Source organism: Klebsiella sp. CN_Kp104 (assembly GCF_040064515.1).
GTDB lineage: Bacteria > Pseudomonadota > Gammaproteobacteria > Enterobacterales > Enterobacteriaceae > Klebsiella > Klebsiella aerogenes.
Genome location: NZ_JBEAII010000005.1, coordinates 79,581 through 99,651, shown reverse-complemented (window position 1 = coordinate 99,651; position 20,071 = coordinate 79,581). Strand labels below are relative to the sequence as shown.

15 protein-coding genes are annotated in these 20,071 nt (G+C 55.1%); 12 read left to right on the top strand and 3 right to left on the bottom strand.

Annotated elements, in window-relative coordinates; all coding sequences use genetic code 11:
• Positions 1 to 105 precede the first annotated feature (105 nt).
• From rlmD to eno, 5 genes are all read left to right on the top strand, one after another.
• The gene (gene rlmD, locus ABLU80_RS08550) at positions 106 to 1,410 is read left to right on the top strand and encodes a 23S rRNA (uracil(1939)-C(5))-methyltransferase RlmD (RefSeq protein ID WP_348849898.1); all 1,305 of its coding nucleotides are present in this window, start codon (positions 106 to 108) and stop codon (positions 1,408 to 1,410) included.
• Between the two features lie 128 nt (positions 1,411 to 1,538).
• The gene (relA, locus tag ABLU80_RS08545; protein WP_015369965.1) at positions 1,539 to 3,776 is read left to right on the top strand and encodes a GTP diphosphokinase; all 2,238 of its coding nucleotides are present in this window, start codon (positions 1,539 to 1,541) and stop codon (positions 3,774 to 3,776) included.
• A gap of 70 nt (positions 3,777 to 3,846) precedes the next feature.
• Positions 3,847 to 4,638 (top strand): nucleoside triphosphate pyrophosphohydrolase, encoded by a 792-nt coding sequence (gene mazG, locus ABLU80_RS08540; RefSeq protein WP_015703306.1) that lies wholly within the window; start codon positions 3,847 to 3,849, stop codon positions 4,636 to 4,638.
• Positions 4,639 to 4,917: 279 nt separating this feature from the next.
• Entirely contained in the window at positions 4,918 to 6,555 is a 1,638-nt protein-coding gene (gene pyrG / locus ABLU80_RS08535) for a glutamine hydrolyzing CTP synthase (RefSeq protein ID WP_015703305.1), read from the top strand.
• An 81-nt stretch (positions 6,556 to 6,636) separates the two neighbouring features.
• A complete protein-coding gene (gene eno / locus ABLU80_RS08530; RefSeq protein WP_015369968.1) occupies positions 6,637 to 7,935 on the top strand; it encodes a phosphopyruvate hydratase in 1,299 nt (432 codons plus the stop codon).
• A 67-nt stretch (positions 7,936 to 8,002) separates the two neighbouring features.
• Here the strand turns inward: eno and ABLU80_RS08525 are convergent, their stop codons facing one another.
• Positions 8,003 to 9,112, bottom strand: a complete 1,110-nt coding sequence (locus ABLU80_RS08525) for an SDR family oxidoreductase (protein ID WP_015369969.1) — start codon at positions 9,110 to 9,112, stop codon at positions 8,003 to 8,005.
• Positions 9,113 to 9,626: 514 nt separating this feature from the next.
• Here ABLU80_RS08525 and queE point away from each other — a divergent pair.
• Together queE and ABLU80_RS08515 are read left to right on the top strand one after the other, a co-directional pair.
• On the top strand, positions 9,627 to 10,298 hold the full coding sequence (gene queE / locus ABLU80_RS08520; RefSeq protein WP_015369971.1) for a 7-carboxy-7-deazaguanine synthase QueE: 672 nt from the start codon (positions 9,627 to 9,629) through the stop codon (positions 10,296 to 10,298).
• Positions 10,299 to 10,489: 191 nt separating this feature from the next.
• A complete protein-coding gene (locus ABLU80_RS08515) occupies positions 10,490 to 11,278 on the top strand; it encodes an SDR family oxidoreductase (RefSeq protein WP_348849897.1) in 789 nt (262 codons plus the stop codon).
• A 66-nt stretch (positions 11,279 to 11,344) separates the two neighbouring features.
• Here ABLU80_RS08515 and queD read toward each other — a convergent pair whose 3' ends face one another.
• On the bottom strand, positions 11,345 to 11,710 hold the full coding sequence (queD, locus tag ABLU80_RS08510; RefSeq protein ID WP_015369973.1) for a 6-carboxytetrahydropterin synthase QueD: 366 nt from the start codon (positions 11,708 to 11,710) through the stop codon (positions 11,345 to 11,347).
• A gap of 317 nt (positions 11,711 to 12,027) precedes the next feature.
• Here queD and cysJ point away from each other — a divergent pair, with 317 nt between their 5' ends.
• The 3 genes from cysJ to cysH all read left to right on the top strand — a co-directional run bounded on the left by cysJ (position 12,028) and on the right by cysH (position 16,375).
• A complete protein-coding gene (cysJ, locus tag ABLU80_RS08505; protein WP_042895330.1) occupies positions 12,028 to 13,827 on the top strand; it encodes an NADPH-dependent assimilatory sulfite reductase flavoprotein subunit in 1,800 nt (599 codons plus the stop codon).
• Positions 13,827 to 15,539, top strand: coding sequence for an assimilatory sulfite reductase (NADPH) hemoprotein subunit (gene cysI, locus ABLU80_RS08500; RefSeq protein ID WP_015369975.1), 1,713 nt, complete (start codon positions 13,827 to 13,829; stop codon positions 15,537 to 15,539). The genes cysJ and cysI overlap by 1 nt, the downstream gene beginning before the upstream one ends.
• 101 nt (positions 15,540 to 15,640) lie before the next feature.
• On the top strand, positions 15,641 to 16,375 hold the full coding sequence (gene cysH, locus ABLU80_RS08495; RefSeq protein WP_015369976.1) for a phosphoadenosine phosphosulfate reductase: 735 nt from the start codon (positions 15,641 to 15,643) through the stop codon (positions 16,373 to 16,375).
• 73 nt (positions 16,376 to 16,448) lie between these two features.
• Here the strand turns inward: cysH and ABLU80_RS08490 are convergent, their stop codons facing one another.
• Positions 16,449 to 17,495, bottom strand: a complete 1,047-nt coding sequence (locus tag ABLU80_RS08490; protein ID WP_221694940.1) for an aminopeptidase — start codon at positions 17,493 to 17,495, stop codon at positions 16,449 to 16,451.
• Positions 17,496 to 17,741: 246 nt separating this feature from the next.
• On the opposite strand from ABLU80_RS08490, the gene cysG reads away from it, so the two are divergent.
• Positions 17,742 to 19,148: a siroheme synthase CysG gene (gene cysG / locus ABLU80_RS08485; RefSeq protein ID WP_162619666.1), complete on the top strand. Its 1,407-nt coding sequence runs from the start codon at positions 17,742 to 17,744 to the stop codon at positions 19,146 to 19,148.
• Between the two features lie 9 nt (positions 19,149 to 19,157).
• Entirely contained in the window at positions 19,158 to 20,066 is a 909-nt protein-coding gene (cysD, locus tag ABLU80_RS08480) for a sulfate adenylyltransferase subunit CysD (RefSeq protein ID WP_015369979.1), read from the top strand.
• Positions 20,067 to 20,071 lie beyond the last annotated feature (5 nt).

The window sequence follows — 20,071 nt, the reverse complement described above, 5'->3', positions numbered from 1 at the left end:
TCCATTATGGGAGAATATACATATCAACCTTCAGACGGCTTCTGCATTGGTAGCCCGAATGATTTCATGTATAGAGTCAGTATATTTTTGAGATAATCCTCTACGATGGCGCAATTCTACTCTGCAAAACGGCGTGTGACGACGCGCCAGATCATAACCGTGACGGTAAATGACCTTGATCCCTTTGGCCAGGGCGTAGCCCGTCATCAGGGTAAGGCGCTGTTTATCCCCGGCCTGTTGCCGCAAGAGCAGGCGGAAGTCGTGCTGGTAGAGGATAAAAAACAGTATGCCCGCGCTCAGGTTAAACGCCGTCTCAACGACAGCCCACAGCGCGTCGCGCCGCGCTGCCCGCATTTCGGCGTCTGCGGCGGATGTCAGCAGCAACATGCGAGCATTGAACTACAGCAGCAAAGCAAGCGCGCCGCGCTCTCCCGCCTGATGAAACGTGACGTTGACGACATTATAGCCGCTGAACCCTGGGGCTACCGGCGTCGGGCGCGTTTTAGCTTGAATTATCAGCCAAAGACCCAACAACTGCAGATGGGTTTTCGCAAGGCCAACTCCAGCGAAATCATCGATGTGGTGCAGTGCCCCGTTTTGGCGCCCCAACTTGAGGCGTTGTTACCCGCGGTGCGCGAGTGTTTAACCAGCCTGCAATCACAACGTCAACTTGGCCACGTTGAGCTGGTGCAGGCGGATAATGGCCCGCTGATGGTTTTACGCCATACCGCCGCGCTGACGGCGGCGGATAAAGAAAAACTGGAACGTTTTTCGCAAACTCACGGTCTATCCCTGTACCTCGCGCCGCAAAGCGAGATACTTGAACATATTCGCGGCGATGAACCATGGTACACGTCAGACGGACTACGCTTAGTGTTCAGTCCGCGCGATTTTATCCAGGTCAACGATGGCGTAAACCAGAAAATGGTGCGTACGGCGCTGGCCTGGTTAGATATTCAGCCGCAGGACCGCGTTCTGGATCTGTTTTGCGGTATGGGCAATTTCACCCTGCCGCTGGCCAAAGCGGCGGCGAGCGTGGTGGGCGTCGAAGGCGTACCCGCGCTGGTGGCAAAGGGTCGGGAAAATGCCGCCCTCAATGAATTGCAGAACGTGACTTTCTTTCATGAAAACCTGGAAGAAGATGTTACCCAGCAGGCCTGGGCGAAGCATGGCTTTGATAAAATTCTACTCGACCCGGCAAGAGCCGGGGCGCCGGGCGTGATGGCGCATATTATCAAGCTGGCACCGCGGCGGATGGTCTATGTTTCATGTAACCCGGCGACGCTGGCGCGCGATAGCGAAGCGTTGCTTCAGGCGGGATATCGCATTCAACGTCTGGCGATGCTGGACATGTTCCCGCACACCGGGCACCTGGAATCGATAGTATTGTTTGAGCGCGAGCTTACATAAAATTGTTCAGCCCGCATCGAGGCGACAGTGAAGATGCCTGATGGCGGTGTGGACTGAAGGATGAAGTATGACGGGTATAAAATACGGCTTGCTGACTTCGGTAGGCTGAGTCCCTTAAGGAGAGGACAATGGTTGCGGTAAGAAGTGCACATCTTAATAAAGCTGGTGAGTTTGACCCGAAGAAATGGATCGCGAGTCTGGGGATTTCCAGCCAGCAGTCGTGTGAGCGCTTAGCCGAGACCTGGGATTATTGTCGCGTAACAACGCAGGGACACCCGCAGGCGGATCTCCTGCTTTGGCGCGGCGTGGAGATGGTAGAAATTCTCTCCATGCTCAATATGGATATCGATACCTTGCGGGCCGCTTTACTGTTTCCGCTGGCGGACGGCAACGTCGTCAGCGAAGAGGTCCTGCAAGAGAGCGTCGGCAAATCCGTCGTTACCCTGATTCACGGCGTGCGTGATATGGCGGCGATTCGCCAGCTTAAAGCCACGCACACCGACACCGTCTCCTCAGAACAGGTCGACAATATTCGCCGCATGCTGCTGGCGATGGTCGATGATTTCCGCTGCGTGGTTATCAAGCTTGCGGAACGTATCGCTCACCTGCGCGAGGTAAAAGATGAACCCGAAGATGAGCGCGTACTGGCAGCAAAAGAGTGTACCAACATCTATGCGCCGCTGGCGAACCGCTTAGGCATCGGTCAACTGAAGTGGGAACTGGAAGACTACTGCTTCCGTTACCTGCATCCAGCCGAATATAAGCGTATTGCTAAGTTGCTGCACGAACGCCGTATCGACCGCGAACATTACATCGATGAGTTCGTCGGCCACCTGCGCTCAGAAATGAAAAATGAAGGCGTGAAGGCTGAGGTATACGGGCGTCCGAAGCATATCTATAGCATCTGGCGCAAAATGCAGAAGAAGCATCTCGCTTTTGATGAGCTGTTTGACGTGCGCGCGGTACGTATCGTCGCTGAACGTTTGCAGGATTGCTACGCGGCGCTGGGGATCGTGCATACCCACTATCGTCATCTGCCTGACGAATTTGATGATTACGTCGCCAACCCGAAACCGAACGGCTACCAGTCTATTCACACCGTGGTGCTTGGGCCGGGCGGGAAAACGGTTGAGATCCAAATTCGCACCAAACAGATGCATGAAGACGCCGAGCTCGGCGTGGCGGCGCACTGGAAGTATAAAGAGGGTGCCAGCGCCGGGGCGAGCGGCGGTCGCGGCCATGAAGACCGTATCGCCTGGCTGCGTAAGCTGATCGCCTGGCAGGAAGAGATGGCCGATTCCGGCGAAATGCTCGACGAAGTGCGCAGCCAGGTCTTCGATGACCGGGTCTACGTGTTTACGCCGAAGGGCGACGTGGTTGATCTGCCGGCGGGCTCAACTCCGCTCGACTTTGCCTACCATATCCATAGCGATGTCGGGCACCGCTGCATCGGCGCCAAAATTGGCGGGCGCATTGTGCCGTTCACCTATCAGCTGCAGATGGGCGATCAGATTGAGATAATCACCCAGAAGCAGCCGAACCCAAGCCGCGACTGGCTGAACCCGAACCTTGGCTACGTGACCACCAGCCGTGGACGCTCCAAAATTCACGCCTGGTTCCGTAAACAGGATCGCGATAAAAACATTCTCGCCGGGCGGCAGATCCTCGATGATGAGCTCGAGCATCTGGGCATCAGCCTGAAGGATGCCGAGAAACATCTGCTGCCGCGCTACAACTTTAATGAACTGGATGAACTGCTGGCGGCTATCGGCGGCGGCGATATTCGCCTTAACCAGATGGTCAACTTCCTGCAGGCGCAGTTCAACAAACCGAGCGCCGCCGAGCAGGATGCGGCCGCGCTGAAGCAACTGCAGCAAAAAACCTACACCCCGCAGAACCGCAGCAAAGACAATGGCCGGGTGGTGGTTGAGGGCGTCGGCAATCTGATGCATCACATTGCCCGCTGCTGCCAGCCGATCCCCGGCGACGAAATCGTCGGCTTTATCACCCAGGGGCGCGGGATTTCAGTACACCGCGCCGACTGCGATCAGCTGGCTGAGCTGCAGTCTCACGCGCCGGAACGCATCGTTGATGCGGTATGGGGTGAGAGCTATTCGGCGGGATATTCGCTGGTGGTGCGCGTGGTCGCCAACGACCGCAGCGGCCTGCTGCGCGACATTACCACTATTCTTGCCAACGAGAAGGTGAACGTGCTGGGCGTGGCCAGCCGCAGCGATACGAAACAGCAACTGGCGACCATCGATATGACCATTGAAATCTACAACCTGCAGGTGTTGGGCCGGGTGCTCGGCAAGCTGAACCAGGTGCCGGATGTGATCGACGCGCGTCGTCTGCACGGCGGTTAATTCGTCTGTAGGCCGGATAAGGCATAGATGCCTTATCCGGCCTACTATTTTAAATTTCCAGGATTGTTACATGACTCAAATTGACCGCCTGCTCGGCATCATGCGCCGCCTGCGCGACCCGGAAAACGGCTGCCCGTGGGATAAAGAACAGACCTTTGCCACTATCGCCCCTTACACTCTTGAAGAGACCTATGAAGTGCTGGACGCCATTGCGCGCGAAGATTTTGACGATCTGCGCGGCGAGCTTGGCGATCTGCTGTTCCAGGTGGTGTTCTATGCGCAGATGGCGCAGGAAGAAGGGCGTTTTGATTTCAACGATATCTGCGCCGCCATCAGCGACAAACTGGAACGTCGTCATCCGCATATCTTTGGCGATGCTTCGGCCGGGAACAGTGCGGAAGTGCTGGCGCGCTGGGAGCAGATTAAGAGCGCGGAACGAGCGGAAAAGGCGCAACACTCGGCGCTGGATGATATTCCGCATAGCCTGCCGGCGCTGATGCGCGCGCATAAAATTCAGCGTCGCTGCTCGGCGGTCGGCTTTGACTGGACCTCGCTTGGCCCGGTGCTCGATAAAGTGCATGAAGAGATAGATGAAGTCATGCATGAAGCGCAGCAGGCGGTGGTTGATGAAGCTAAACTTGAGGAAGAAGTGGGCGATTTGCTGTTCGCCACGGTGAATTTGTCCCGTCATTTAGGGGTTAAAGCCGAGGTCGCATTGCAGAAAGCGAACCTCAAATTTGAGCGCCGCTTCCGCGAAGTTGAGCGTATTGTCGCCGCCAGAGGTCTGGAAATGACCGGCGTTGACCTCGAAACCATGGAAGAAGTGTGGCAGGAAGTAAAACGCCAGGAAACTGATCTCTAACGAGTTTTCGTGATCAAGCGCTATTTGTGTGATTTTATAAATAACAAGCGCTTGATTTACGTCAAAAACATTTCGCCAAAAGCGGCTATTTTCTCATTCCGTTATGTTGTTGAAACACCATGTAGCCTGCCTCTTCGAGTTGTTCGAGTCGCAACGCAGGTGCGGCTGGTAGAAAGAAGAGGAGGGGAGAATGAAAGTTTGTGGCGTCACGCATGTTCGGGTATACTACTTTCCCGTCCTGGTTATTCCATCGTTTTACCCTAACTTCTCAGGTTCAGCATGACAACGAACTATATTTTTGTGACCGGCGGGGTCGTATCCTCTCTGGGTAAAGGCATTGCCGCAGCTTCCCTGGCAGCCATTCTTGAAGCCCGTGGGCTCAATGTAACTATCATGAAACTGGATCCGTACATCAACGTCGATCCGGGCACCATGAGCCCAATCCAGCACGGGGAAGTGTTCGTTACTGAAGACGGCGCTGAAACCGATCTGGACCTGGGCCACTACGAGCGCTTCATCCGCACCAAGATGACTCGCCGCAACAACTTCACCACCGGTCGAATCTACTCCGACGTTCTGCGTAAAGAGCGCCGTGGCGACTATCTGGGCGCAACCGTACAGGTTATCCCGCACATCACCAACGCCATCAAAGAGCGCGTACTGGCTGGCGGCGAAGGCCATGACGTGGTGCTGGTTGAAATCGGCGGTACCGTAGGCGATATCGAATCCCTGCCGTTCCTCGAAGCTATTCGCCAGATGGCGGTAGAAATCGGCCGTGAGCATACTCTGTTCATGCACTTGACCCTCGTGCCATACATGGCGGCGGCGGGTGAAGTCAAAACTAAACCGACTCAGCACTCTGTTAAAGAGCTGCTCTCCATCGGTATCCAGCCAGATATCCTGATTTGCCGCTCCGATCGCGCGGTTCCGGCCAACGAACGTGCAAAAATTGCATTGTTCTGTAACGTCCCGGAAAAGGCTGTGATTTCTCTGAAAGACGTCGATTCCATTTATAAAATTCCAGGCCTGTTGAAATCTCAGGGTCTGGACGATTATATTTGTAAACGATTCAGCTTAACTTGTCCGGAAGCAAACCTGGCCGAATGGGAACAGGTAATCTATGAAGAAGCTAACCCGGCAGGCGAAGTCACCATTGGTATGGTTGGTAAGTACATTGAACTGCCGGATGCCTACAAATCGGTGATTGAAGCGCTGAAACACGGTGGTCTGAAAAACCGCGTGACCGTCAACATCAAGCTTATCGATTCGCAGGATGTTGAAACGCGCGGCGTCGAAATCCTCAAAGATTTGGACGCGATCCTCATCCCGGGCGGCTTCGGCTACCGTGGCGTTGAAGGTAAGATCGCCACCGCGCGCTATGCGCGTGAGAACAATATTCCATATCTGGGCATCTGCCTGGGTATGCAGGTTGCGCTGATTGAGTTCGCGCGCAACGTAGCGGGCATGGAAAACGCCAACTCTACGGAATTTGTGCCAGACTGTAAGTACCCGGTGGTGGCGCTGATTACCGAATGGCGTGACGAAGAAGGCAACGTTGAAGTTCGTTCAGAGAAGAGCGACCTCGGCGGCACCATGCGCCTTGGCGCGCAGCAGTGCCAACTGGGTGATGATTCTCTGGTCCGTCAGCTGTACGGCGAGCCGACTATCACCGAGCGCCATCGTCACCGCTACGAAGTCAACAACATGTTGTTGAAACCGATTGAAGCTGCCGGCCTGCGCGTTGCGGGCCGTTCCGGGGATGATCAGTTGGTCGAGATCATCGAAGTGCCGAACCATCCGTGGTTTGTGGCCTGCCAGTTCCACCCGGAGTTTACTTCGACGCCGCGTGACGGCCACCCGCTGTTTGCAGGCTTTGTGAAAGCCGCGAGCGAGTACCAGAAGCGTCAGGCGAAGTAAAAAGAGTTAGAACGGCAATGCACCCAATTGGGTGCATTGTTTGTCTGGAGTTTTAGTTTAACTTGTACTGAGGAAAACCTAATGTCCAAAATCGTTAAAGTCATCGGTCGTGAAATCATCGACTCCCGTGGTAACCCGACTGTTGAAGCCGAAGTACACCTGGAAGGTGGTTTCGTCGGTATGGCAGCTGCTCCGTCAGGTGCTTCTACTGGTTCCCGCGAAGCGCTGGAACTGCGCGATGGCGACAAATCCCGTTTCCTGGGTAAAGGCGTAACCAAAGCTGTTGCTGCGGTAAACGGCCCGATCGCTCAGGCAGTCCTGGGTAAAGATGCTAAAGATCAAGCTGGCATCGATAAGATCATGATCGACCTGGACGGTACTGAAAACAAATCCAACTTCGGTGCGAACGCAATCCTGGCGGTATCCCTGGCGAACGCCAAAGCAGCAGCTGCTTCTAAAGGCCAGCCGCTGTTCGAACACATTGCTGAACTGAACGGCACTCCGGGCAAATACTCTATGCCGGTTCCGATGATGAACATCATCAACGGTGGTGAGCACGCTGACAACAACGTCGACATCCAGGAATTCATGATTCAGCCGGTTGGCGCGCCGACTCTGAAAGAAGCCGTACGTATGGGTTCTGAAGTGTTCCATCACCTGGCGAAAGTTCTGAAATCCAAAGGTATGAACACTGCAGTTGGTGACGAAGGCGGCTACGCGCCGAACCTGGGTTCCAACGCCGAAGCGCTGGCTGTTATCGCTGAAGCGGTAAAAGCAGCAGGCTACGAACTGGGCAAAGACATCACTCTGGCGATGGACTGCGCAGCTTCTGAATTCTACAAAGACGGTAAATACGTTCTGGCTGGCGAAGGCAACAAAGCGTTCACCTCTGAAGAGTTCACCCACTTCCTGGAAGAACTGACCAAACAGTACCCGATCGTCTCCATCGAAGATGGTCTGGACGAGTCTGACTGGGACGGTTTCGCATACCAGACCAAAGTACTGGGCGACAAAATCCAGCTGGTTGGTGACGATCTGTTCGTAACCAACACCAAGATCCTGAAAGAAGGCATCGAAAAAGGCATCGCTAACTCCATCCTGATCAAATTCAACCAGATCGGTTCTCTGACCGAAACTCTGGCTGCAATCAAGATGGCGAAAGACGCTGGCTACACCGCTGTCATCTCTCACCGTTCTGGCGAAACTGAAGACGCTACCATCGCTGACCTGGCTGTTGGTACCGCTGCAGGCCAGATCAAAACTGGTTCTATGAGCCGTTCTGACCGCGTTGCTAAATACAACCAGCTGATTCGCATCGAAGAAGCGCTGGGTGAAAAAGCGCCGTACAACGGTCGTAAAGAGATCAAAGGCCAGGCTTAATCCTGACTTTTTGTGAAATAAAAATGCCAGTCTGCGGACTGGCATTTTTTTTACCTGCGCATTGTGTTTACTTAAAATCGACGGCCATCTGCTGCGGGATAGAAAGCCCGCGGGTGGTTTGTACGCAGCGGTCGATATAATCGGTGAAACGCGGCGGTTTAGGCATGCCCATGCTCAGCAGCTTATCATTGCTGAAGCGGACGTTAAGCGTCGCGAAGGCGCCATACAGGCGCATCGCTTTGAGCATCAGGCGCTCGTTGCACGGGCCAAAAATATCCTTCAACTCACGGCGCATTTTAACCAGCGTCTCGTAGCTGACCTGCGCGTATCGGTCGCCTACCGGAGCCTGCTCCAGCGCTGAGGCCATCGCGCGATCGATTTCCGCAAATTTCACGCTGTTTTCTTCTCCGGCGGAGATATGCACGACTTCACCACGCGCCAACGGGCGTTGTAATAACATCAGCAGTGCATCGGCGCAGTAGTCGACCGGGATCACGTCAACACGGTCTTCCAGGGAGCAGAGGAATTTTTGCAGCATCAGCCCCATGCTGAACACCCAAAAAATGCTGCTTGAGGGCTGGCAACCGTGATGAGTATGACCAACGACGATAGAAGGGCGGGCGATGGCTAACGGTAACGTCGGGCATTGCTCCTGCATCAGGCGCTCAATCGTCGATTTGGAATGGGTATACTCCACCAGATGCTCGGCGTGCTCGCGGAATTCAGCGCTTTCTGCGACCAGTGAATCTGGCTCCGGGGTACAGGACATCGCGGTGCCGACGTGGAGAAAACGTTGTAGTCCAGCTACGCGGGACATCCGTTGGGCAAATTTGAACGTTCCTTCGACGTTCACTTTCCAGATGAGTGGGTTATTACCAAATGAGGCGACGGCAGCGCTGTTGATCACGTGAGTGACCTGCTCCAGACGCGGGTCGCTCAGGAACGTCTCCGGTGATGACAAATCGCCGAGCAGGATCTGCCGGGGGGTTAATGCGGCCAGCTTCTCCTCTGCAATATTGAATTTACGCAGGTTTTCCTTCACCCGGGCCAGAGCCGCTTCATCGTTATTGGCTCGCACCAGGAGCAGTAGATTAATCCCATTTTCATTATTGAGGATATTCTCTAATACCGCTCCACCCAGAAATCCGGTAACGCCTGTAATTAATAATGTATTCATGAATGCAGTCTCTCATGGTTGGTCGACTGGATTCTAGGCGCAGAAAATTAAACGGAGATTAAATAAAAACAGGCGGCAACAAGCGCTTTCTTAAGCTTATTTTAAGCTATGGAAATCAAGTGAATTGAATTTGACCCTGGGCGAAGATAAAAGATTCATTGTTTCATGTATCGGTTTGTACATCGTTGATTAATAATTTCTTTTTGTTGCTTTGGACAGCGATGGATAATGTCATTACGATCATCAAAGACATTCTTTGTTACATCTTTATCCGCGCGCAGATACATCTGAAGAAAGTAATAAATAATCCAATTCAATGACCAAGTGCGGCGCATGCTAAAATAATACTCAAAATATCGTAAATACATTTTGTGCTTATTTTATAGTTTGCTAGCTAATATAAAAAGATGGCTTACGAAAAGCTGACGATGGGGTCTGGTAATCGCAGCTGAGGACAAGACCTGAGCGCCTGAATCTGCGATAATACCTTTTTACCACCTGAACAGAGATGACTATGCAGTACCCGATTAACGAGATGTTCCAGACCTTGCAAGGCGAGGGTTACTTTACCGGCGTGCCTGCCATTTTTATTCGTTTGCAGGGATGCCCGGTTGGTTGCGCCTGGTGCGATACCAAACATACCTGGGATAAGCTGGCCGATCGGGAAGTGTCTCTATTTAGTATCCTCGCTAAAACCAAAGAGAGCGATAAGTGGGGCCCGGCGACCAGCGACGATCTGCTGGCGATCATTGGCCGTCAGGGATGGACCGCCCGTCACGTCGTGATTACCGGCGGCGAGCCCTGTATTCACGATCTCACGCCGTTGACCGATCTGCTTGAGCAACATGGTTTCAGCTGCCAGATTGAAACCAGCGGCACCCATGAAGTGCGCTGCAGCCACAACACCTGGGTCACGGTCTCGCCGAAAGTGAACATGCGCGGCGGCTATGATGTGCTTTCGCAGGCGCTGCAGCGCGCCGATGAAATCAAGCATCCGGTTGGCCGCGTGCGCGATATCGAAGCGCTGGATGAACTGCTGGAAACGCTGGCCGACGAAAAGCCGCGTATTATTGCCTTGCAGCCGATTAGCCAAAAAGAAGATGCCACGCGGTTGTGCATTGAGACCTGTATCGCCCGAAACTGGCGCTTATCCATGCAGACGCATAAATACCTGAACATCGCCTGATCACCTCTTTCATTGCCGGGTAGGTTGCTAACCGCCCGGCAGCTCTCTTCTTCATATATGAATTCATCTTTGCACTCGATTTCAGCGCCGGGGTTGAGATACGCCTTCATGACAGCAGTGCTATCATTGGCGCATTAATTCAGCCGCCTGAAGCGGGCGGCTGATACGTTGACTTAAGGAACGAGTTAACCATGCAGCCAATTGATCCATCCACTGCCTTCTCTATGGACTTCTTCTCGCTCAAGGGGAAAACCGCTATCGTTACCGGTGGTAATAGCGGCCTGGGGCAGGCTTTTGCCGTTGCTCTGGCGACCGCCGGCGCGAATCTGTTTGTTCCCGCTCTGCGCGAAGAACACACGCAAACCCGCAAACTTATCGAACAGCAGGGCGTTGAGCTGGAATTCATGCTGGCGGATATCACCGATGGCGGTATGCCGCAGCGGATTATCGCCGCCTGCTGCGAACGTTTCGGTACCGTTGATATTCTGGTGAACAATGCCGGTATTTGTCAGTTGAATAAGGTGCTGCGCTTTGGGCGAACAGACTGGGATCCGATGATCGAGACTAACCTGACCGCAGCGTTCGAGCTCAGCCACGAAGCCGCGAAAATTATGGTTCCGCGGCGAAGCGGTAAGATTATTAATATCTGTTCGGTGTTTTCTTATCTCGGCGGCATCTGGTCGCCGGCCTATGCCGCCACCAAGCATGCGCTGGCTGGCTTAACCAAAGCCTACTGCGATGAGCTGGGCCCGCATAATATTCAGGTTAACGGCATCGCGCCTGGCTATTACGAAACTGCCATGACCGCTATCACCCGCAGTATCCCAAAAGAGAACCGACGCGTACTTGCGCATATACCCGCAGGCCGTTGGGGAGAAGCGCAGGATTTAATGGGCGCCGTTGTGTTCCTCGCCAGCCGGGCTTCGGATTACGTTAACGGTCATATTCTGGCGGTGGATGGCGGCTATCTGGTGCGCTGATTCCAACGGCGTGGGATGAAACAGAAAACCGCCATGGCTGCAGCCCGATGGCGGATAGACAGGGCATTACTCGCCGCGATAGACGCAGCCTGCGGTGCAGGTCTCTTTTACCATTACCGCGCTCAGCAGAGGAACCAGCGGTTTCATTTGATCCCAAATCCACTTGGCCAGCACTTCGCTGGTTGGGTTCTCCAGTCCTGGGATATCGTTCAGGTAATAGTGGTCTAAACGATCGTAGGTCGGTTTAAACGCGGCTTTCAGCTCGGCGAAATCCATGATCCACCCGGTATGGGGATCGACTTCACCGGTAATCTCCAGACGCACCATAAAAGAGTGACCATGCAGGCGACCGCATTTGTGGCCTTTCGGTACGTGCGGCAGGTGGTGGGCGGCTTCGAAGGTGAAATCTTTAAACAGCGTGGTGGACATCATTAACTCTCAACAGGACGAAAAAAACCGCCGTAGGGTACCGGAAAGTACATTTTTTAGCATTAACTAAAACGGCCCTGAACGCAAAATCGCCATTTTTGTGGTGTTTTGATGATTTAATTTATTATTTTTCAACAGGTTAACTAATCGTTTTTGTTGTTAATAACTATAACTAAAACAGGTTAGTCCATTTGGTTATTTGTTATTTCCATCCCTTCTTTAATTGTTAGTATGCCCGCCGTTAACCTTACAATCTCTTCTGTTTTTGTCGCGCTGACAGGGCGTGAATAACAGCTTTGCTTACTGGAACATAACGACGCATGACGACACAGGCCCCACCTTCCAATCTGCTGCCGCTAAACCCGGAGCAACTGGCGCGCCTACAGGCGGCCACGACCGACTTTACGCCAACCCAACTGGCTTGGGTATCCGGCTACTTCTGGGGCATGCTGAACCAGCAGCCCGGCGCCGCGGTAAGCGCGCCCGCTCAGGTGGTAGAAGCGCCGGCCATCACCCTGATTTCCGCTTCGCAGACCGGCAACGCGCGTCGGGTTGCTGAAGCGCTGCGCGACGATCTGCAGGCTGCGCAGCTGAATGTGAAACTGGTGAACGCTGGCGACTATAAATTCAAACAAATCGCCGGTGAAAAACTGCTGGTAGTGGTGACGTCGACTCAGGGTGAAGGTGAGCCGCCGGAAGAAGCCGTCGCATTGCATAAGTTCTTGTTTTCAAAGAAAGCGCCGAAGCTCGATGGCACCGCCTTCGCGGTGTTTGGCCTCGGCGATACCTCCTATGAGTTTTTCTGCCAGTCCGGCAAAGATTTCGATAGCAAACTGGCCGAACTGGGTGGCGAACGCCTGCTAGACCGCGTTGATGCCGACGTTGAATATCAAGCCGCGGCGGCGGAATGGCGCGCTCGCGTAGTGGATGTGCTGAAAGCGCGCGCGCCGACGGCTGCGCCTGCCCAGCTTGCGACCAGCGGCGCCGTGAATGAAATTCATACCAGTCCGTATACTAAAGAAGCGCCGCTGACGGCGACGCTTGCTGTGAATCAAAAAATAACCGGTCGCGACTCGGAAAAAGATGTCCGTCATATTGAGATCGATCTGGGTGATTCCGGCCTGCGTTATCAGCCGGGAGATGCGCTAGGCGTGTGGTATCAGAACGATCCTGCGCTGGTCAAAGAGTTGGTGGAGCTGCTGTGGCTCAAGGGTGATGAACCGGTCACGATCGAAGGCAAAACGCTGCCGCTGGCGCAAGCGCTGGAGTGGCATTTTGAGCTGACGGTCAACACCGCCAATATTGTTGAGAACTATGCCACCCTGACCCGCAGTGAAACGCTGCTGCCGCTGGTCGGCGATAAAGCGCAGTTGCAGCACTACGCTGCGACGACGCCTATCGTCGATATGGTGCGCTTCTCGCCGGCGCAACTGGATGCGGAAGCCTTAATCGGCCTACTGCGCCCGCTAACGCCGCGCCTCTACTCTATTGCGTCCTCACAGGCGGAAGCGGAAAACGAAGTCCACGTTACCGTTGGCGTCGTGCGTTATGACATCGAAGGCCGCGCTCGCGCCGGCGGCGCGTCCAGCTTCCTCGCCGACCGCGTGGAAGAAGATGGCGAAGTGCGCATCTTTATCGAACACAATGACAACTTCCGTCTGCCTGCTAACCCGCAAACCCCGGTTATCATGATTGGCCCTGGAACCGGGATCGCGCCGTTCCGCGCCTTTATGCAGCAGCGCGCGGCGGAAGGGGCGGAAGGGAAGAACTGGTTGTTCTTCGGCAATCCGCACTTCACGGAAGATTTTCTCTATCAGGTGGAATGGCAGAGCTACGTCAAAGAGGGCGTGCTGAGCCGTATCGACCTGGCCTGGTCTCGCGATCAACAACAAAAAATCTATGTACAGGACAAACTGCGCGAGCAGGGGGCTGAAGTGTGGCGTTGGATTAACGACGGCGCCCATATTTATGTCTGCGGCGATGCCAATCGTATGGCGAAAGACGTCGAGCAGGCGTTACTGGAAGTGATTGCCGAATACGGCGCGATGGACGCCGAAGCGGCGGACGAATTTTTAAGTGAGCTGCGCGTTGAGCGCCGTTATCAGCGAGATGTCTACTAATGAGCGAAAAACATCCTGGCCCGCTGGTGGTCGAAGGTAAACTCTCCGACGCCGAGCGTATGAAGATCGAGAGCAACTACCTGCGCGGCACCATCGCGGAAGATTTAAATGACGGCCTGACCGGCGGTTTTAAAGGCGACAACTTCCTGCTCATCCGCTTCCACGGTATGTACCAGCAGGACGACCGCGATATTCGCGCGGAACGCGCGGCGCAGAAACTGGAGCCGCGCCACGCGATGCTGCTGCGCTGCCGTCTGCCGGGCGGCGTTATCACTACCAAACAGTGGCAGGCGATCGATAAATTCGCCGCGGATAACACCATCTACGGTAGTATTCGTCTGACCAACCGTCAGACTTTCCAGTTCCACGGTATTCTGAAGAAGAACGTGAAGCCGGTGCATCAGATGCTGCACTCCGTTGGCCTGGACGCGCTGGCGACCGCCAACGATATGAACCGCAATGTGCTGTGCACCTCGAACCCGTTTGAGTCGCAGCTGCACGCCGAAGCCTACGAGTGGGCGAAGAAGATCTCTGAACATCTGCTGCCGCGTACCCGCGCCTATGCTGAGATCTGGTTGGATCAGGAAAAGGTCGCCACCACCGACGAGGAACCGATCCTCGGCCAGACCTATCTGCCGCGTAAATTCAAAACGACGGTGGTGATCCCGCCGCAGAACGATATCGATCTGCACGCCAATGATATGAACTTCGTGGCGATTGCGGAAAACGGCAAGCTTGTCGGCTTTAACCTGCTGGTGGGCGGCGGGTTGTCTATCGAGCACGGTAATAAGAAAACCTATGCGCGTACCGCCAGCGAGTTTGGCTATCTGCCGCTGGAGCATACCCTGGCAGTGGCGGAAGCGGTCGTGACCACCCAGCGCGACTGGGGTAATCGTACCGATCGTAAAAACGCGAAAACCAAATATACCCTTGAGCGCGTCGGCGTGGAGACCTTCAAGGCGGAAGTTGAGCGTCGTGCCGGGATCAAATTCGAACCGATTCGTCCGTACGAGTTTACCGGCCGCGGCGACCGCATCGGCTGGGTTAAGGGTATCGATAATAACTGGCACCTGACGTTGTTTATTGAGAACGGCCGTATTCTGGATTATCCGGGCCGCCCGCTAAAAACTGGCCTGCTGGAGATCGCGAAGATTCACAAAGGTGAATTCCGCATCACCGCCAACCAGAACCTGATCATCGCCAGCGTACCGGAAGATCAGAAAGCGCGGATCGAGAAACTGGCCCGCGATCATGGCCTGATGAATGCCGTCACGGCGCAGCGTGAGAACTCAATGGCCTGCGTGTCGTTCCCGACTTGTCCGTTAGCGATGGCCGAAGCCGAGCGTTTCCTGCCGTCGTTTATCGACAAGGTCGAAGAGGTGATGAGCAAGCACGGCGTTGGCGATGAGCATATCGTAACCCGCGTCACGGGTTGCCCGAACGGCTGCGGCCGCGCGATGCTGGCGGAAGTTGGCCTGGTGGGTAAAGCCCCTGGCCGCTATAACCTGCATATCGGCGGCAACCGCAGCGGGACGCGCATTCCACGAATGTATCGTGAAAATATCACCGAGCCGGAGATCCTTGCTTCGCTCGACGAGCTGGTAGGGCGCTGGGCGAAAGAGCGCGAAGCGGGTGAAGGCTTCGGCGACTTTACGGTGCGTGCGGGCATCATTCGCCCGGTGCTCGACCCGGCGCGTGATTTCTGGGAATAACCTGAATTGCCGGATAGCGGCATGAATGCTTTATCAGGCCTACCGTTCGCGTAGGCCTGATAAGCGAAGCGCCATCAGGCAAGGCACACAGTGAGGAATCTATGTCCAAACTCGATCTAAACGCGCTGAACGATCTGCCTAAAGTAGAACGCGTCATGGCGCTGGCGGAAGTTAACACTCAGCTGGAAAAACTCAGCGCCGAAGAACGCGTGGCGTGGGCGCTGGAAAACCTGCCCGGCGACTATGCGCTCTCTTCAAGCTTTGGTATTCAGGCGGCAGTCAGCCTGCATCTGGTGAACCAGCTGCGCCCGGACATTCCGGTGATCCTGACCGATACCGGCTATCTGTTCCCGGAAACCTATCAGTTTATTGATGAATTGACCGAGAAGCTCAACCTGAACCTTAAAGTCTACCGGGCGACGGAAAGCGCCGCCTGGCAGGAAGCGCGTTACGGCAAACTGTGGGAGCAGGGCGTTGAAGGCATTGAGAAGTACAATGAAATCAACAAAGTTGAGCCGATGAACCGGGCGCTGAAGGAGCTCAACACCCGCACCTGGTTTGCTGGCCTGCGCCGCGAGCAGTCCGGCAGCCGGGCGCATTTACCGGTGCTGGCTATCCAGCGCGGCGTCTTTAAGCTGCTGCCGATTATCGACTGGGATAACCGGACGGTTTATCAGTATCTGCAAAAGCACGGCCTGAAATACCACCCGCTATGGGAGCAGGGGTATTTGTCCGTTGGTGACACTCACACTACCCGTAAATGGGAACCCGGTATGGCGGAAGAAGAAACCCGATTCTTTGGCCTCAAGCGGGAGTGCGGATTGCACGAAGGCTAAGCGATGCGCTATGCCGGAGAGTGTTATTCCAAAGCGGACACGCGGGCTATACCGCGGGTTCGCTTTGCGCAAATCACTTTTTCTTCTCAACTTTCGCCAGCTCTTTCACCAGCGGCAACATCACTTTCACTACATCGCGCCCGCGGTGCTCGATCCTTCCCGGCAGCGCTTTGTCGATATACTGTTGGTTATCCAGTTGTACATCATGCCAGCTGGTACCCTGCGGGAAGCTACGGGTTTTACTGCGCTGCTGATAGCCATCCTTTTTACCCAATGACCAGTTAGTCGCTTCCACGGAGAGTACCGGGATCCCGGCGTTATCAAAAACGCTGGCATCGTTACAGCAACCGGTGCCTTTCGGGAACTCCGGATTCAGCCCTGGATTGGTGAACGCGGCGATACCGTGACTACGGGCGATAGCCAGCGCGCGATCGCGGGTCAGCTTGCGTACCGATGCCGGCGTGCTGCGCCCGCTATTGAAATAGAGCTTATCGCCGACCACCAGGTTATCGAGATTAATCACCAGTAGCGTATTTTTCTTTTCCGCCTCGCTCATGCGTTTAAGTATGTTTTGCGCGCCCAGGCGGCCTTCTTCCTCGCCGCTGGTGGCGATAAAGCGAATGCCGTAACGGGTGGGGACGTTCTTTAAATGTTCCGCCAGCTCCAGCAGCACGCCGAGCCCCATTGCGTTATCGTCGATCCCCTGCAGCGTCAGGCCGCCAAGGTTGTTCTCAACGTCTTTATCGCTCTGCGGCGCGTAGGTATCGAGGTGCGCCATAATAATGATTTGCTGGCGAGACTGGCCTTCATGCGCGGCGATAACCGTGCTGCCGGTGGCGTTGTGCCAGTTCTTACGTTGATTGCTGTCGGTATAGATGTAGCGGGTATTAAAGCTACGCACGTCGCTCTGATAACCCATCTGGGCAAACTGTTGACGAAGATAATCGGCTGATAGCATCTCGGCCGGCGTACCGGTCATTCTTCCGGGGAAGACGGTAGCAATATGGCGGGCCTGGGTATTGGCGGTGTCGCCCAGGGCGCTGAATGCCGGAGCGGCGGAGAAGACAAAACCTGTGCCAAGCGCCAGCGGCAGCAGACGGCGGCACATCGCGGAAAACATAATGGGTCCTTACACAAGCGAAACATTTCGACCGCGTTAGTATGAAACTGTGACGGCGCTTAAACAATTTCATTTGCTCTTAAATAGCGGAAAATGAGCGTGTTAAGCACTTTTTGATATTTAGATTTCCAGCTCGTTATTCTTTTGCGTCACAACTCATTCCATTTCGTAATTTCATTTGCTCAAGGCCGCCCCCTATAGTCCCTCTATTGCTGAATGTAAGAGAGTTGTTGCGCCGTGGATTACTTGCCCCTGTTTGCCGAGTTGAAAGAGAGACCCGTGCTGGTTATCGGCGGCGGTGAAATTGCCGTCCGTAAGATTAAATTCTTGCTGCGGGCGCAGGCGAAGGTACAGGTGGTCGCCGCCGTCCTGTCGCCGGAGCTCGCTGAACAGGTTGAACGTCAGCAAATCAGCTGGCGGGCAACCGCCTTTGATGAGCAGCAGGTGGACGATGTATTTCTGGTGATTGCCGCCACCGACGATCGTGAACTCAACCAGCGGGTGTTTGCCGCGGCTAACGCCCGCTACCGCCTGGTGAACGTGGTGGATGACCAGCCGCTGTGCTCATTCGTCTTTCCTTCTATTGTCGACAGGTCGCCATTGCTGGTGGCGATCTCCTCCAGCGGCAAGGCGCCGGTGCTGTCGCGCATTCTGCGAGAAAAAATCGAAGCGCTACTGCCCACCAATCTAGGGCGGCTGGCCGAAACGGCGAGCTACTGGCGCCATCATCTCAAAACCCGGCTGACCACCACCGAAGCGCGTCGTCGCTTCTGGGAGCGCGTTTTCACCGGGCGTTTTGCCAGCCTGATGGTGGCCGGTAACCACGCGGCGGCGGAACGGGCGCTGCAGGATGAACTCGACAGGCCGGAACGCAGCGTGGGCGAAATTATTCTGGTAGGCGCCGGGCCGGGGGATGCCGGCTTGCTGACGCTACGCGGCCTGCAGGCGATTCAACAGGCGGACGTGGTGTTTTATGACCATCTGGTGACCGAGAGCGTGCGGGAACTGGTGCGCCGCGATGCCGAAATGATCTGCGTTGGCAAGCGCGCGGGCGAGCACTCCGTACCGCAGCACGAAACGAATCAAATGCTGGTGGAGGCTGCCAAAGCGGGGAAAACGGTGGTGCGCCTGAAGGGCGGCGATCCGTTTATTTTCGGACGCGGCGGGGAAGAACTGCAGGCGGCCGCCGCCGCCGGGATCCCGTTCCAGGTGGTGCCAGGCGTTACCGCCGCGGCGGGCGCGACGGCCTATGCCGGCATTCCGCTGACCCATCGCGATTATGCGCAAAGCGCAGTTTTCGTCACCGGTCACTATAAATCTGACAGCGCGCCGTTTGATTGGGCGCTGCTGGCGAAGAGCCAACAAACGCTGGCGATTTACATGGGCACCATGAAAGCGGCGGACATCAGCGCTCAGCTGATCGCCCATGGCCGCGACGCGAATACTCCGGTGGCGGTGATTTCCCGCGGCACTCGCGAGGATCAGCAGACGCTGACAGGCACGTTACAACAGCTCGAACATCTGGCGAAAGATGCCCCAATGCCCGCGCTACTGGTGGTGGGCGAAGTGGTACAGCTGCATCAGCAGCTCGCCTGGTTTCAACACACAACGACAGCGGAAGGGTTTAACTCTTCTGTGGTAAATCTGGCTTAAGGAACGGTTATGGACCAAAAACGACTCACTCACCTGCGGCAACTGGAGGCGGAAAGCATCCATATCATTCGTGAGGTGGCCGCCGAATTCTCTAACCCGGTGATGATGTACTCCATCGGTAAAGATTCCAGCGTAATGCTGCATCTGGCGCGCAAAGCGTTTTATCCGGGGACCCTGCCGTTCCCGCTGCTGCACGTCGATACCGGCTGGAAATTCCGTGAGATGTATGAATTCCGTGACCGTACCGCCAAAGCCTATGGCTGCGAACTGTTGGTGCATAAAAACCCGGAAGGGGTGGCGATGGGCATCAACCCGTTCGTTCACGGCAGCGCCAAGCACACCGATATCATGAAAACCGAAGGCCTGAAGCAGGCGCTGAACAAATACGGCTTTGATGCCGCATTCGGCGGCGCGCGTCGTGATGAAGAAAAATCCCGCGCTAAAGAGCGTATTTACTCCTTCCGCGATCGTTTCCACCGCTGGGACCCGAAAAATCAGCGTCCGGAGCTGTGGCACAACTACAACGGCCAGATTAACAAAGGCGAAAGCATTCGCGTCTTCCCGCTCTCTAACTGGACCGAGCTGGATATCTGGCAGTACATCTACCTGGAAAATATTGAAATCGTTCCGCTGTACCTGGCGGCAGAGCGCCCGGTACTGGAGCGCGACGGTATGCTGATGATGATCGATGACGACCGTATCGATCTGCAGCCGGGCGAGATGATCAAAAAGCAGATGGTGCGCTTCCGTACCCTCGGCTGCTGGCCGCTGACCGGCGCGGTAGAGTCCAACGCGCAAACGCTGCCGGAAATTATTGAAGAGATGCTGGTATCCACCACCAGCGAACGTCAGGGGCGCGTCATTGACCGCGACCAGGCAGGCTCCATGGAGCTGAAAAAACGTCAGGGGTATTTCTAAGGAGC